The organism is Phreatobacter oligotrophus (genome assembly GCF_003046185.1).
GTDB classification, from domain to species: domain Bacteria; phylum Pseudomonadota; class Alphaproteobacteria; order Rhizobiales; family Phreatobacteraceae; genus Phreatobacter; species Phreatobacter oligotrophus.
Genome location: NZ_PZZL01000010.1, coordinates 129,002 through 143,186, shown reverse-complemented (window position 1 = coordinate 143,186; position 14,185 = coordinate 129,002). Strand labels below are relative to the sequence as shown.

At 64.3% G+C, this 14,185-nt stretch carries 10 protein-coding genes; 6 read left to right on the top strand and 4 right to left on the bottom strand.

Translation table 11 applies throughout. The features are described 5' to 3' along the window. Positions 1-167: 167 nt before the first annotated feature. Positions 168-1,142, bottom strand: coding sequence for a restriction endonuclease (locus C8P69_RS19665; RefSeq protein ID WP_108179144.1), 975 nt, complete (start codon positions 1,140-1,142; stop codon positions 168-170). A 123-nt stretch (positions 1,143-1,265) separates the two neighbouring features. Between C8P69_RS19665 and C8P69_RS19660 the strand changes: the two genes are divergently transcribed. The 6 genes from C8P69_RS19660 (at position 1,266) to C8P69_RS19635 (ending at position 6,448) form a co-directional block, all read left to right on the top strand. Continuing rightward, positions 1,266-1,520, top strand: a complete 255-nt coding sequence (locus C8P69_RS19660; RefSeq protein ID WP_108179143.1) for a helix-turn-helix domain-containing protein — start codon at positions 1,266-1,268, stop codon at positions 1,518-1,520. Positions 1,521-1,797: 277 nt separating this feature from the next. Then, complete coding sequence (locus C8P69_RS19655; RefSeq protein WP_108179142.1) at positions 1,798-2,172, top strand: hypothetical protein; 375 nt, start codon at positions 1,798-1,800, stop codon at positions 2,170-2,172. A 116-nt stretch (positions 2,173-2,288) separates the two neighbouring features. Then, a complete protein-coding gene (locus C8P69_RS19650) occupies positions 2,289-3,197 on the top strand; it encodes a DUF3489 domain-containing protein (protein ID WP_170118309.1) in 909 nt (302 codons plus the stop codon). Positions 3,198-3,199: 2 nt separating this feature from the next. Then, a complete protein-coding gene (locus C8P69_RS19645) occupies positions 3,200-3,766 on the top strand; it encodes a DUF2924 domain-containing protein (RefSeq protein ID WP_108179140.1) in 567 nt (188 codons plus the stop codon). Continuing rightward, entirely contained in the window at positions 3,759-5,426 is a 1,668-nt protein-coding gene (locus tag C8P69_RS19640; protein WP_108179139.1) for a recombinase family protein, read from the top strand. The genes C8P69_RS19645 and C8P69_RS19640 overlap by 8 nt, the downstream gene beginning before the upstream one ends. A gap of 101 nt (positions 5,427-5,527) precedes the next feature. Further along, complete coding sequence (locus C8P69_RS19635; protein ID WP_108179138.1) at positions 5,528-6,448, top strand: HNH endonuclease; 921 nt, start codon at positions 5,528-5,530, stop codon at positions 6,446-6,448. Between the two features lie 5 nt (positions 6,449-6,453). Here the strand turns inward: C8P69_RS19635 and C8P69_RS19630 are convergent, their stop codons facing one another. The 3 genes from C8P69_RS19630 to C8P69_RS19620 all read right to left on the bottom strand — a co-directional run bounded on the left by C8P69_RS19630 (position 6,454) and on the right by C8P69_RS19620 (position 13,780). Beyond that, positions 6,454-7,353, bottom strand: coding sequence for an HNH endonuclease (locus C8P69_RS19630; RefSeq protein ID WP_108179137.1), 900 nt, complete (start codon positions 7,351-7,353; stop codon positions 6,454-6,456). Positions 7,354-7,394: 41 nt separating this feature from the next. Further along, on the bottom strand, positions 7,395-8,123 hold the full coding sequence (locus tag C8P69_RS19625; protein ID WP_108179136.1) for a hypothetical protein: 729 nt from the start codon (positions 8,121-8,123) through the stop codon (positions 7,395-7,397). A 257-nt stretch (positions 8,124-8,380) separates the two neighbouring features. Further along, positions 8,381-13,780 carry an NACHT domain-containing protein gene (locus C8P69_RS19620; protein ID WP_108179135.1) on the bottom strand — a complete coding sequence of 1,800 codons (5,400 nt, stop codon included), beginning with the start codon at positions 13,778-13,780 and terminating at the stop codon, positions 8,381-8,383. Between the last annotated feature and the right edge of the window lie 405 nt (positions 13,781-14,185).

Below are 14,185 nucleotides of genomic sequence, written 5' to 3'. Positions count from 1 at the left end.
CGGACGGCGCACCGAGGGCTAAAGCGTGCCACGGGAGGTATCGGCCGAGCCCCAAGGGAGCAGCCGACGCAAGGTGGCCGCACGCGGGGCGCCTGTGTCGCGACACGGGCCTATCGGCCTCGACGACCAAGACGGTGGGCGCCCATGGACCGGAGCGGACGTGGACCTTAGCCGACGCGCGTCGTCAGCCAATCGATCAACCCATTCTTGATCGCGGCTTGCGCGAGCCCTTGGCGGTCCCAGAGGATCACGTCGTCGCGGGCGTCCGCGTAGAGCCGGCCCTTCGCGCTGTGGCAGGCGAAGATCAGGCGGTCGTGGGCGGATGTTCGGTCGTGAAGGTCGACATAGCGGTCGAGCACCTGCTGGCTCGCGGCGGACTTCACTTGCACCAGCGCCGTCTCGCCGGTCACCGATTGCTCGACGATCATGTCGGCGTCCTTCTGCGTGCCGCCGAGCGCCGAAACCCTATTCCAGCCAGAGCGCGCGAGGATCAGATCGACGAGGGTCTCGAAGTCGGCCCAGTGCAGTGCCGCGATCATGTCGCCCGCGACCTCCTCCATGGCGACCCGGGCGGCGATTGCGCGATCGGCCAAGAGTTCACGCTCGCCCCGGATGCGGCGCAGGAGATAGTCGGCCTCGGCGATGTTGCAGATGGTGCGCTGATAGCCCGCGACGCGCGTCAGGCGCGTGCTGAGGCTGGAGACGCCCAAGAGGTCACCGGCAAGGCTGGCTTTGTGCCAGCCGCCCAAGGTACGGCGGCGCAGGAACCCGTGGGGCGGCCCGTATTCACCGGCGCCGTCCGCACCGTCGCCTTCGACCTTGGCGACCAACTCGACGCTCTCGGCGCCATGCGTCCACCAGAGGAAGCCATCGTGAAAGGTAATCCAGATGCCGGTCGTGGGCAGCGTGACGAAGGCGTTGAGCTGGTTCGCCGAATGGCGCGCCACCGCCTTCGGCCGCCCCAGATCGACGTAGTAACCGGTCACCCGGTCGAGATCGGGATCGGCGACGAGATCGGCAGGGATCGCGACGGCCGAGTATTCCAACACACCCTCGGAGATGCAGCGTGCGGCCCAGGCGCCGCCGGGGCCGAGCTTGATGTAGCGGACGGGGATGTCGGTGGTCGGTTCGGTCGGGTTCATCGTGGGCTCCACGCCAGGGGTGACGCGTCGCACCAAGCCATGGGTCGGAGATAAAATCCAGTTTTGGGATAAACCGAATTCGGGATCATTCCTGCGTGTGCTCCTCCCAATCCCCGGACGGTCATGCGCAAGTCGAGAACGAGCGAGCACTACGTCCGCTTCCAGGAGCGGCTACTCGCGACCCGAAAGGCCAATGGTCTGACCCAGGCCGAGGTCGCGCTCCGACTCGGCAAGCCGCAATCCTTCGTCGCCAAGGTCGAGAACGGCGAACGCCGGCTCGATGTGATTGAGCTCGTCGCCTACGTGTCCGCGATCGGCGCCGAGCCCGTCGCGTTCATCACCGCGATGGCCGAAGAGGTCGCGGGCGGCAAGGCCTGACGCTCTGTTTGATCGCCAATACAATCTTCGGTGCTGTGGCACCTGATCCGTCAAGCTTCCGGATGCAGTGGAGGCCAAACCCAACAGGCTGATCAAGCCCGCTCGATCGGACGGAGCTTACATTCCCGCTCGCTGCATTCGCGGCAGGTCGAAAAGCATCATTGGGGGCTCGCACATTCGACTGGACTACGTGCGCGAACGGAGCGTGTGTGGGTGGCGAAGGCGGCGCCGCCCCAAGACGGCGACCGCCGCGGGTGGGACCAGATGAAGGTGCGCCATGGCGGATGATGAAGCCAAGAACACTGCCGAGGGCGGATCGACCGACGGGACCCGCCGCCGGCGGACTCGTCAGGCTACGCGGGCGTCAGCGGCCGTGCCTGAAGCCACGGATCGATTAGCAGGAACAAGGTTCGATGACGCCTCCAGCCTCGATGCCGCGCTCGGCCTCGGCATCCGCGTGGCGCGAGCGAGGATCGTGACCTGCGCCGCACTGATGACGAATGCCGAAGCGGCGTTCGACGCTAAACAGGCGGACCTCGCCATCGACGCGATCCTCGATGTCGAGCCGCTGCTTCACGAGGCGCAGACCATCCTCGCCGCCACAGCGGTGCTCCGGCGGATCGTGCGAGAGGACCAAGCGCCCGGGCGCTGACCCACGCGGGCCGCCCGCCCGCCGCGATCTCCAAGACCCCGCGCGCGCCAAGCGTCGGCGGGGTGACGTCAGTGACGGCGGCAGGTCGCCGCGCGTCCCCGACGATGGAGATCACCATGACCACCACGACGAAAACCAAAGCCAAAGCAGCGCGTCCGACCCGGTCCGCGCTAACGCCCCATGCCGCTTCGGACATCGATCGCAACGGCGCGCAGAGCCCAGAGCCCTCGGGCGTGACGGAGCCTTCGCCGCCGCCCGCGGCTACACTTGCGTCGACTAGCCCGCTTGCGGCGACCGGGAAGCAGGCCAAAGCGGTAGTGCGCGCCAAGGCCAACAACAACGTGCTCCTCGCCGAGCACCTCACCGACCAGCAACTTGTGGCGCTGTCGAAGGCCTGCCAGCACGATGACCGGACGATCGCTATCCCCGAGTCCTTGGAAGACGAAGCGATCGGCTCATTCGCCACGAGCCTGATCGCAGTCGGCCTCGCGGAAGAAACAATCGCCAAACGCGGCGAGCCGGTCTGGCAGCAAGATGACGAGACCGGCGAGCCGATCACGCTGCGCGTCACGGACAAGGCGTTCGCTGTGCTCGGGATCGATGACGGCCTGGAATCTGGAGACGCGTCGACCGGCGTGACAGAAGGGGAGATCGCCGCCGGCGTCATTCCCAACGAAGACCACGTCGGCGGCGAAGACCGGGTCGAGCGGGCGAGGCCCAACCGACAGCCGACCGCGGAGTCTGGCACTCCGGAACCCCGGCCGCGCCACCCGCGTCCAGGCAGCAAGCAGAGCACGCTGATCGCCATGCTCTCGCGCGAGGACGGTGCCAGCATCGCCGAACTCGCGGTAGCACTAGGCTGGCTTCCGCACACGACGCGTGCAGCGCTGACCGGGCTTCGGCACAAGGGCTACACGCTCGGTCGGGAGGCCCGCACGGACCAACGCGGCAGCATCTACCGCATAACCGAGACGCCGGTGAGCGCGACCACGCAAGACGCCGCCAGGATCGCGGCGGCGGCCTGATCATGGCCCGGATGTACCAACTGCCGCCGGGCAGGACGCTCGATGAGGAGATCGCGCGCATGCGCGATCTCGCGACCCCGGAGGCTCGCACCGAGTGGCGACGGCTGACCGGCAAGCCGGCCGGCCGTGGCCTCAAGGGCGATTTGCTGGCGCGCTCGCTTGTGCATCTCCTGCAGGAGAAGGCGCATGGCGCGCTCTCGCCCGTCTGGGCGCGGCGGCTCGCCACCATGGCCAAGGAGGCGGCCGAGGAACTCGCGCGCGCCACCGCCAAGGACGGTAACGGGCCGGTCGGTCTTTCACGCCGGCAGATCAAGCCGGGCTCGCGCCTCGTCCGCGAATGGCAGGGCGCGCTCCATGAAGTCGTGGTCGTCGCGGACGGCTATCTCTGGAACGGCATCGTGTTCACGAGCCTCTCCGGCATCGCCAAGGAGATCACCGGCACAAGCTGGAACGGTTGGACCTTCTTCGGGATCAGCCAACCGAAGCGACGCACGGCCGATCACCTGCGGTCGGCTCGACCCGCCCGTCCTCCGGTTACCAATGAACCCGGGGAGGCGGCGCATGGCTAAGCCCGCCTCCACCACCGCGAAGGCAGGCGCGCCTCGCGCGCCATCCGCGCCCGCCACTAAGCGCTGCGCGATCTACACCCGCAAATCGACCGACGAAGGCCTCGATCAGGACTTCAATTCGCTCCATGCCCAGCGCGAGGCCTGCGAAGCCTATATCGCCTCGCAGCGCCACGAAGGCTGGGTGCTGGTCCCGACCGCCTTCGACGATGGCGGCTATTCCGGCGGGACCACCGATCGTCCGGGCCTGCAGGCGCTTTTGGCGGAAGTCGACGCCGGCAAGGTCGACGTCGTGGTCGTCTACAAGGTCGATCGCCTGACCCGCTCGCTCGCCGACTTCGCCAAGATCGTCGAGCGCTTCGACGCGCATGGTGTTTCTTTCGTCTCCGTCACCCAGAGCTTCAACACCACGACCAGCATGGGGCGGCTGACCCTCAACGTGCTGCTCTCATTCGCCCAGTTCGAGCGCGAGGTCGGGGCCGAGCGCGTCCGCGACAAGATCGCCGCCTCCAAGAAGAAGGGCATCTGGATGGGCGGCGTCGTGCCGCTCGGCTACCGCGTCGAGAACCGGAAACTTCTGATCCACGAGGAAGAGGCCGAGCGTGTGCGCCAGATTTTCCAGCTCTATCTCAACACCGGCTCATTGCACGCCCTCGTGCCGGAGCTGCGCGCCCGCGGCATCCGCACCGCGCTCAGATACAAGTCGACCGGGGCCATCAACGGCGACCGCGACTTCACTCTCGGCGGTCTCTCCCACCTCTTGAGGAACAGGACCTATCTTGGCGAGCTGCCGCACAAGGGCAGTTGGAACCCGGGTGAGCATGAGGCCCTGATCGAGCCGGCCCTGTTCAAGGCCGTCCAGGACAGGCTGACCCTGCAACTCAACGCCAAGCGTCGTCTGCGCGCGGCCAAGGGTGGATTGCTGACGGGCAAGATCTTCGATTCTACCGGCAACCGCATGACGCCGGTCCACGCCAAGAAAAATGGCATCCGCTACCGCTACTACATCTCCCGCGCGCTCTGTGAAGGCAGAACGCACGAGGCCGGAACTCGGGCGCGCGTTCCCGCGCCGGACATCGAGCGTCTGGTAGTCGACGCCATCCAGCGGCAGTTTGGCGGCGGCGATGCCTCTCCTAACGACGCCGCTATCGTCGATCAGGACCCGAACGCGATCGACCTTGTCGATGTGCATCTCGACCGGGCCACGGTACACGCTGAAAAGCTCGTCGTGACGGTGCGCGAAGCGGCGGCCGACGGCGCTTGCGACGAACGGGCCAACGGCATCGAGATAACCGTGCCCTGGTCGCCAAAGGTTCTCAAACCCCAGCGGGAGGTTCACACGGCGAAAGAACTGTCTGACGCTAGCCAACGGCAAAACCAGCTTCGCCTCGTCGTCGCCATCCACCGCGCCCGCCAATGGCATGCGGGGCTTGTAAGCGGCGCTTTCGCCGATATCGATGCCATCGCCACGCAGGAACAAAAGAGCCCGCGCAACATCCGCACGCTCCTCAACCTCGCCTTCCTCGCCCCGGACATCATCGAGGCCATCATCGACGAGCGGCTCAAGGTCGACACCACCGTCTCCGATCTCTCCGCCAATCTGCCGGCGAACTGGGCCGAGCAGCGGCGATACGTCGGGATGACGACGTCGCTCGCTATCTGACAACGCGCAACACGATGCCAATCGCCGCTGGTCTTTGTGGATCGCGCGGCGATTGTCCCGGCTTTCTGATCAACGGTACTCTGCCGGAATCGGAGGTGCGAATGTCGGTCAAACTGATCGTAGCGGTGACGGATGGCGACTGGTTCGAACACCTGCGCCGTAAGCCTGATCTTGCCGAGGTCAATTTCTGGGCGCCTGCAGCGGCGAACTTCAAGGCACTGGAGCCCGGCGAACTCTTCCTGTTCAAGCTCCATGCGCCCCGCAACATGATCGTGGGTGGCGGCGTTTTCGCCTACGCCAATGCGCTTCCCTGTTCGCTGGCTTGGGAAGCCTTCGGCGAGGCCAATGGCGCGTCAAGCCTTGGTCAGATGCGGACCCGTATCGCGAAGTACCGCAAGGCGGATCCCGCCGATCGCAGCGATTTCACGATCGGATGCCGAATCCTGACGCAACCATTCTTCCTGCCGGAGTCACGTTGGATTCCTGTCCCTGAGAGCTGGGCGCCCAACATCGTTTCGTTCAAGGGGTACTCGACCAGCGAACCAGATGGCTTGCGCCTCTGGGAAGCTGTTCAGAGCGGCATGGCGGCGCATGCCCACACTGGCTTTGCTGAAGAGCAGGCACGCTATGGCGAACCAACGCTCGTCAGACCGCGCCTTGGCCAGGGCGCCTTCCGCATCCTCGTTACCGACAGCTATCACCGCAAATGTGCGATCTCAGGCGAGAAGACCCTTCCAGCTTTGGATGCAGCCCACATCCGCCCCTTCGCCGATGGAGGCACGCATGAGGCTTCCAACGGCGTGCTCATGCGACGGGACATCCATAGCCTGTTCGATGCGGGCTATGTCACGATCACGCCGGAGTTGCGCTTCGAGGTGAGCCCGCGGATCCGCGAGGAGTTCTCGAACGGCCGCCAATATTACGAATTGCACGGTCAGACGATCGCGGTGCCGGACAATCCGCGGCTGCAACCCGATCGCTCAGCTCTGCGATGGCACAACGACGAAACGTTCCGTGCCTGACCGGCTCAGTGTTTGAAGCGGTACTCGCGGTGCCACGCCAGAAACTGCGGATGGGGCCGGTCCTTCAGATTGACCGGCGGCACGGCGAAGCCGGAGCGGTTGATGAAGGCGCGAACGCCATCAGGATCGTTTGCCTGGCGGGAAATCAGGATCTCAAGATCATCGCCGAGGCTGATCAGGCCTCGGTCAAACATCCAGTGGGCCGTTCCTGAGAGTGCCAGCCCGTTATGGACCGTATCCGGACCGTTCGCTTCGACCGGCCGGATATGGGCGGCGTTCACCTCGGCCCGCCCGCCGCCGTTGATCAACTTGAGGCCGGTCACGGCGCAGCGCTCGTCATAGGCCCGGAGCACGATCCGCCGAAAGACGCGATCCCGGACGGCCCGCGACGTCAGCTGGAGCACGCGATCCCGCTCTTGCTTGAAAACATAAGGCGCTTGGCCTTCTTCGAAACCGGACAGCTCTCCGAGCACGCCCTCCCGCGGCAGGAGCGGGGTGCGATCATCGAGACCACGATCGACGATGCGATAGAAGTCGGCATCCGAGATCGGGCGCACTGCTGATTGGGCGCGCCCCGATAACTTGCCTTCATCATTCAGGAGGCCGCGCTCGATCGGGCCGTCGGCATCGTTGAACGGAACCGGGTTGGCGAAGTCGAGATAGGAGTTCGGCTCGATCAGCGCGAGGAACATCCCCAGCGCCTTCGGATCCGGGATGATCCGCTGCACGCGGGCGATGGCAAAGTAGCCGCGCGACCCACGGACCTTGGTGGGCTCGAGATAGAGGATCCAGTCGCCGATGCTGGGATCGGCGCGGCCGAGATACTGTTTCGGAAACTGATACTGGACCGCCGGACTGTCGTCGTAGATCGAGTCCGATCGGTGCATGAAAACGCAATGAGCCATCGCGCCAGCCTAATTCAGCAACACCACCGTCGCCAGACCGTTCAATGCTTTACGATGGTGCGCAACGAGGCATCAGTATCCAGCCGCAAGGCGGCATGCCAGAGCGGGGTCTTGGCATAGACATTGTCGCGAGACGCCATGCGCTCTTCGCCGACAATCTGAAGCAGTCCGAGCCAGCACATCGGGCGCAGGACCTCGATATAGAGTTGACCTGCGATCCGATCGTAGCGTGGGCCAGGCTCCGGTGGCCCATAAAGCACCTCGCGCAGCCGCTCGGCTGTAATCCCGCCCTCGGCCTCGACATTGACTACGTTGAGGAAGATCTCCCAGCTGCCGAGAAGCCGCTCCTCGTTCAGCCGCGAATTGCGGGCATGATCCACACGGAACAGGTAGAATGGCGCGACAAGCCCGAACAAGCGACCCGGCTGTCCAACGAAGGTCTTGCCGAACGGCGTCAGTCGGAACTCACCCTTGAAATGCCGACCGATCGTGAGCGCCAGCATGAGGTCGTGAAGCTCGGCGAGCCGGAAGAAATCCCACTCGTTCAGGACCTTGTTGACGGCGTAGAGGTCTGCTGGCCCGTGTCCTGGCCAATCAAATGCCTCGGCCGCCCACTGAACGAAAACGCGCTTGAAGGCTCCGGATGGCGTCAGTCCGATCGGACCATTCTCCGCGATGTAGGCGAACGTGCGCGTGAGACCCCGGAGCATTGGCGAATGCGCCAGCGCGGGATGGGTATCGGCGAGTTCGAGAAACGGTTGGAACGGCATGTTCCCGGCTACCACAAATCATCGGCAGCTTCGCGCCCCATTGCGGTCGCTCGTTGACGCGAGTCGAGCACCCGATACCGGACATTCAAATGTTCGAAAACACAAAGGACGCTCCAACTTGATGAAGAACGAACGTCTTCTGCCTACCCGAAAACTTGCTCGCGTTCATCGTTCTCCGCTCCTCTCCCAGCCCACGGAAAATGGCACGGAGAACTCTCACCCGAGAATGGGTCAGTTTGGGGACAAAGTTGGTCAACTTACAAAGATGGTGACCTGCCTACCTCGATGACCCGAAGGTCACGGAAGGCTGGACTTATCTGCAGCGCTGCGCTGCGCCTATCACCTTGATCGACTAAAACATCTAGGATGCGCAGGAGCTTCTGACCAAGCGCGAGCGGCAGCGGAGACGTGCGGTCGGCGATATCTTGGACGCGTGAAGCGATTCTTGCGGCTATCATTGTGCCGCGCCACCGCGCTCCCGGATCATCCTTGGCGGAGAGTGCAGCGAGGACGGCATCTGCGAACGCGTCAGCGGGGAAGTGCTTACGGGAGCGTTCGGCCAGAGTCAGGAAGTCTTCCATTACTGTCGGCACCCATCCGGCAGTGCGCACGAACCGGTCCACCGTAGGCAAGATTAGCGCGATCTCGGACCAGTCACCGTTTGAAAAGCGATGGGCGAGCGACGCTTTTTCTACGCCAACAAACATTAACCATTGGGCGAGTCGCGGCATTGAGAAGCCGTGCATCTCGCCGGCGCGGTATGCCGTCTGCCGAAATGTCGGCGCGTCCAGCAGGCGGTTGAGCGAGCGATCAAGTACGACAGGGGTCACCTGCGCCACTTCGGGGCTATCTAGGACATGCTGGCAGATGAACATGATGACCAGCGGGGCGAGCAGGTCGAAGCAGGTATCCTCCTCTTCAATTCCGCAGATCGGCGAGATGAAGCTTGTCTCCGCCCTTTCGGGAGCAATCAGGCCGACAAGCGCCCCTAACACGTCCGCGAACTTGTGCGTCCACTCGAATATGTCGGGCCTCTCAATCTCGCGGGAGCCCCGTGCCCACACTGGCGCCTGCCGCTCGATCGTCCACGCGAGCATCGCTTCGCAGAAAGGGATGAACATGTCCTCGAAGCCAGCGGCGAGGATGGCCTGCACCGGTTGCTTGACCAGAATCTCTCCTGCACGATCTGACCGCCACCAACCGTCCGCGGCACGCCAGTGGGGCGAAGTCTCACTGGCGTTGTTGTCCTCAGTTAGCCGATCAACACGGCGACGGTCAGCTGCTGTCGTGGCCACCCAAGGCGCCGGTGGTATTGGAAGCGAATTTGGAGCCAGTTCAAGCCTCGCGAGCGCCGCGTCCAATTTGCGTTTCCGCGCTTCGCCGCCTGCATTGGGATCGTGCATCGAGTTGGGGCCGATCTCGCCGGACGCGACGATGCAGAGGTCGAGCGCGAGCCCCAAGCCCACCCAGCACACGCGCGGTGCTACGTCCCACAGCGAGGCCAATAGGCCGGAGGTCTCCAATCCGACGTTGTCGAGTGGATGCACGAGAGTGGAGAGGAGCTCGGTCGCATGCCGCTTGGATGCGGGATCGCGGCGTAGATCAGCTGCTGCGGCACGCGCAACGAAGATGACGTGGTGCCAGCTGACGATGCCGACCGCCGACCAGAGTGGGCCACCCTCTTCCGGGCAATCGGCGGCTCGCGCCAGCACGCCCCGCGCCCATTCGGCTTCCGCATCGTCTGGTGCGAACGCCACGACGACCGCTGCAGCGCCGGCCACTGCACCCCGCCGCATGGAAATCAGGTCGTCGTCCGAGGTCGGCTGGAATATCGTCCCGTCGTCGAAGGAGCGGGCACTCGCCACGCCTTGCTGCAGACTCATAGCGTCGGCGATCCGCCCATCCTTGAAGGACTGTTCGGCCCAGTGGAAAAGGGCGAAGGTCCGTAAATGTTCCTGCCCCTCCTCCAGCCGCTCCCGGACGCTAGGCTCCTCCACGATCGGATTGACCATGAGGATCGCCCGTTGCTCGGGTTGCTCTGGAAAGTCCACCAATCGGTAGTGAGCTAGATCACCCCAGGCGGCGAAGGTGCGCGCCTGCTCCACTGCACGGGCGCGCGCGCCCGGGTGGCTCTTCGCTTCCTCAAGCTCGAAGTCCGGTGAGTCCGCAAAGGCGAGGATCGCATACCGAACACGTTTAGCGGCCTCCGGGTCTGTCTGGAGAACGTGCAGCGTAACGAGATTTCGGATTTCTTCCGAACGGACGGCACGCGTATTCAACGCCTCGACCGCTACGGCATCTTTGCGGTGATGCTCACGATAGAATCCTATCTGGCTAGATGACCGGATCTCTGCCTCTTTGACGTAACGTTCGATATCCGCCTGCCAGAGCCGCTGCGTGGTGACAAGCGCCTCACCAACTCGCGTGATCACCGGTTTCGCGAGCGCCACGTGTAGTGCGATCCCGAGCGCGGCAATCGATTGGTTGCCGCCGACGATCCGCTCGATCAGCGCATCACCATCGGCCCCAGCATCGACTTGGTCGAGCGCCCACTTGTCGAGCGCGAGGTAGGCCGACGCAAGCGGCTTCGGGGCCCACAGCCCGCGGCTCCAGAGATATTCGCGTGCACCGCCCCAGAAGGTCTGGCGTCCCCAAGGGAAATCGATCGTGATTGGCACAGGCGTGCCACTGTTCGGTTGCAGCCGGTGAAGTTGCCGCCAAGCCTCCACCGCGTGGTTTGACATCGATCGCACGAGCCGCAGCGCCTCATCTGGCGCGTTCTCGAACAGCGCCTGGAACGGCTGGTGGAGTGGCGACGCCGGGAAGTAGCTTGTTGGATCGCGTTCCAGCGACAGCGACTGCCAATCCATCCTGTCAGGACCCGAGTATCCGAAGTGTGGACTCGAAAGACTCATCTGCTCTAGCCGGCCGAGGCTGTCCTTTGGCCTCTTGCGCAGCTCCTCGCGATAGGCCGCCTGGCGCTGGTCCTTCTCCATCATCCGACGACGGTGGTCCTCAGGTAGCTCGCGGCGGAAGTGATCCAGCGCGAAGTCGGCGAGGCCGTCGGGATGGGTCTGTGACAGCAGCGGCGCAAAAGCCATGATGTCCTCGAACACTTTTGAAGAAGCCGGACGTTCGGGGCCGAACTGGCTGAGGTAAGCCGACACACGACCGGGTTCTGCCCTGCCCGCCCGCAGCAACAGACGGCGGATGGCGCTCTCAAATTCGTCGGTGCCCTCGACCTCCCCCCAGGGATCTGGCACCTCCTCTTCCTCATCGCGTCGCCTGAAACGCCCCATCCTCTCGCGACGTCTCTCAAGCTCATGCAGCCAGCTACCCGCACGCCGCACGATCATCATCGAGAGAGCGTTGGGCGTGTCCGCTAAGGCATTCTGCCAGACCTCGAACAGCGTCAGGAGGTGCGGAAGATGCCGGTGCGGCATCGCCTCCAGCCGTCCGTCGAGGTAGTGAAGGAAGCGCATCCAGAGCCGGAAGTCGTCCGGCCATCCCAGCAGATCGGCAGCGCGGAGCCTTACGTCGCGGTCGGCGATGTCGACCGCCGATCCATCCATGAACATGGGGTTTGGCAGGGTGTGCTGCGCCTGAAACCATACCATCGCCAAGCGCAGGACGTCGTAGCCCTCGCCGGTAACCGCAGTGTCAAAGTCGGTTGCCCGCGCCTGAAAATCGGGGTGGTTCAAAGGGGCAAGCAGCCAAACTCGGTGCCACTGGCTACGCAAGGAGCGGTCCGAGAGGGTGGACAGCGTAGCCCGCCAGCCATCGGGATCCGATACGAACATCGCCTGCGCGCGCAGGTCCACAGATCGCCCGATCACCGGTGGTTCGCCGGCTGCCTTCAATTCGTCGAGCCAGCGAGCTCCGGCGCCCATGAGCGCCTGCGCGAAGGACCATTCGAAGAAGATATCGTGTGCGAAGCGCACGAAATGCCCGTCCCCGGCATCCTCGAGAACTCCGTCCTTGACCAGATCCTCGATCGGCGGGAGCAATGCAGCCTCCAGCGCATCTAGCGTCACGGGCGCATCCGGCTGCAGCGCGCGCAGTCGCACTAGTTTCAGAAGCGCCCGCTGCCGGACGCGCGCCTGTCCACCCTCCGCGTCGAAGCCGCCGCGCGACCACCAGCGTCCCATCAGGTCGATCTCCGAGCGCGGGGTGTCCCCAGTCCCGGAGCCGGGCCCGTCGAGAACTTTCGCGAAGAATGGGCGGCGGACGAGCGTGCGGACGGGATCTGGGCCGAATAGGAGCGGTCGGAGACCCGGCCGTGCCACCGCAAGTTCGTCGGCCTCAGCGTCGTCTAGCGCTCCGACGTCGATCGAACTCATCCGCCCACCGTCGAACATGCGAGGGAGCCAGGTGCGGACCGGCTCAACGCCCGAGTCCCGAAGCGTGGCGAGGACGCGCCAATTTGAGAACTCGGGTTGCGTCTCCAGCGCTGCAAGGAGGTCCATAACTATGCCGCGCTGCGCCCTGTCGATGCGGTCTAGGCCGTCAATGAACAACGTGGGCGTGCCGACTGTGGTGATTTCGCGTAGGAGCGGGATCGGATCACGCTGCACCAAACCGAGCGCGTTCGCGTATTGCGCCCAGCTACCGCCGGTCAGACGGTCGGCCTTAAGAAGTAGTGCCGGCCCGCGAGCTAGAGCCGCCTCTACTTCTCGGCGCAGCAGCACGGACTTGCCGGACCCAGGCAGCCCACGAAGCGTGACTAGCTGACGATCCGCGAGCGCGGTCGCTACCTTAGTCCGCAAGTTTGCGCGGTCGAGCGTCGCGTTGCCGATTCGGTCTAGGATGCTCGCCGTGGCCAGCCTCACTTCGACCATGAGGACTTCGAGGTCAGCGGCGAGCCATCGGTCTGTAGCGAGCCTGAACCACGGCGAGACGTCGAGCCTCAGTGCGCCGCGATCCCATGATCGCGCCGCACCAGCCCCTCGCCGCGCCAGACCGCGTAGTCGCTCGGCTAACGCGACGGCTTGCCCTGCATGGCCTGGAGCCAGCGCCTGCTCGATCATCGCAATCGTGTTCGGGTCATCAGCGGCACCTTCGTGCAGCGTGTCGAACCGGATAAGCACGAAATGGCGCAGCAGTGCATGCATCGCCTCGACGGTGGCAGACCTACCGAGCTCGGCGGTGATCTTCTGGAGGTCACACAAGACGGCGCGGTGGTCTGTCGAAGCGCTTCCGCTGGATGTGAACCTTACCGCAAAATCGACGGGTGTGGCGCTGGCGGCAGCAAACTCGGCGAGGGCCACTAGGTCGCGCCATTTTCCGACGGCGGTCGACGGCCCGACTGCAGCTCCGACCCTGTCCACTCCCTCACGGAAGTCGGGCTTGTTCATCGTTGCCCAGCTGTCGCGGATGATGGCGCGGAAGTCCTCGTTCGTGGGTGCAGCGCTGATGGTGATCTCGCGCTTAACCTGTAGGCTCAAGCGAGCCAACGACCCGTCCGGTGCCTCGCCGTCCACGATTAAGTCGTCGAGCGGCTCCCCGGCGTCCCGCTGCTCAAGTGCGACGCGAAACACTTTTCGTTCGGCGAGGCCCGGCGCGCCGGACCCCAGCAGCAGCGCGGCGAGGTACCGTGTAGCAACTTGGTCGGCGTAGGTAAAGCCGGCGCCACCAGCCAGTTCAGGGGATTGCGTCATATGATCTCAAAAATATCAATAAGGCGACCTGAATGAGTACTCGCTGTTTGTGTAAAGTGAAGAGGGGTTGACCGCACGGCTCTGGACGTCCCCAGCCCGGACTACCAGGTCGCAGGATGTCCGCTTCTGGGGTTTGCAGTCAACGAGCCGCCCATCCGCTTTCGGCCCCTAAGCGGTGGGATCGACCCGGGATCGACCCTACCTAGGCATGATCTCGTGGTCAGCGGGCAGACCGCATTCATTCATGCTAACCGGTCTGTTGAAGTGCGAACTCGTTCTCACCAGGTTCAGCCCTAAAAAAGTGACGTATTCCGATTTTAGGGCCGAGAATTGGCGGTGAATTCTGGGGCCGAAGCGGCTGAGTTTTCGGCTATGTGAGAGCGACTTTCTGAAGGCGTCTCCGGC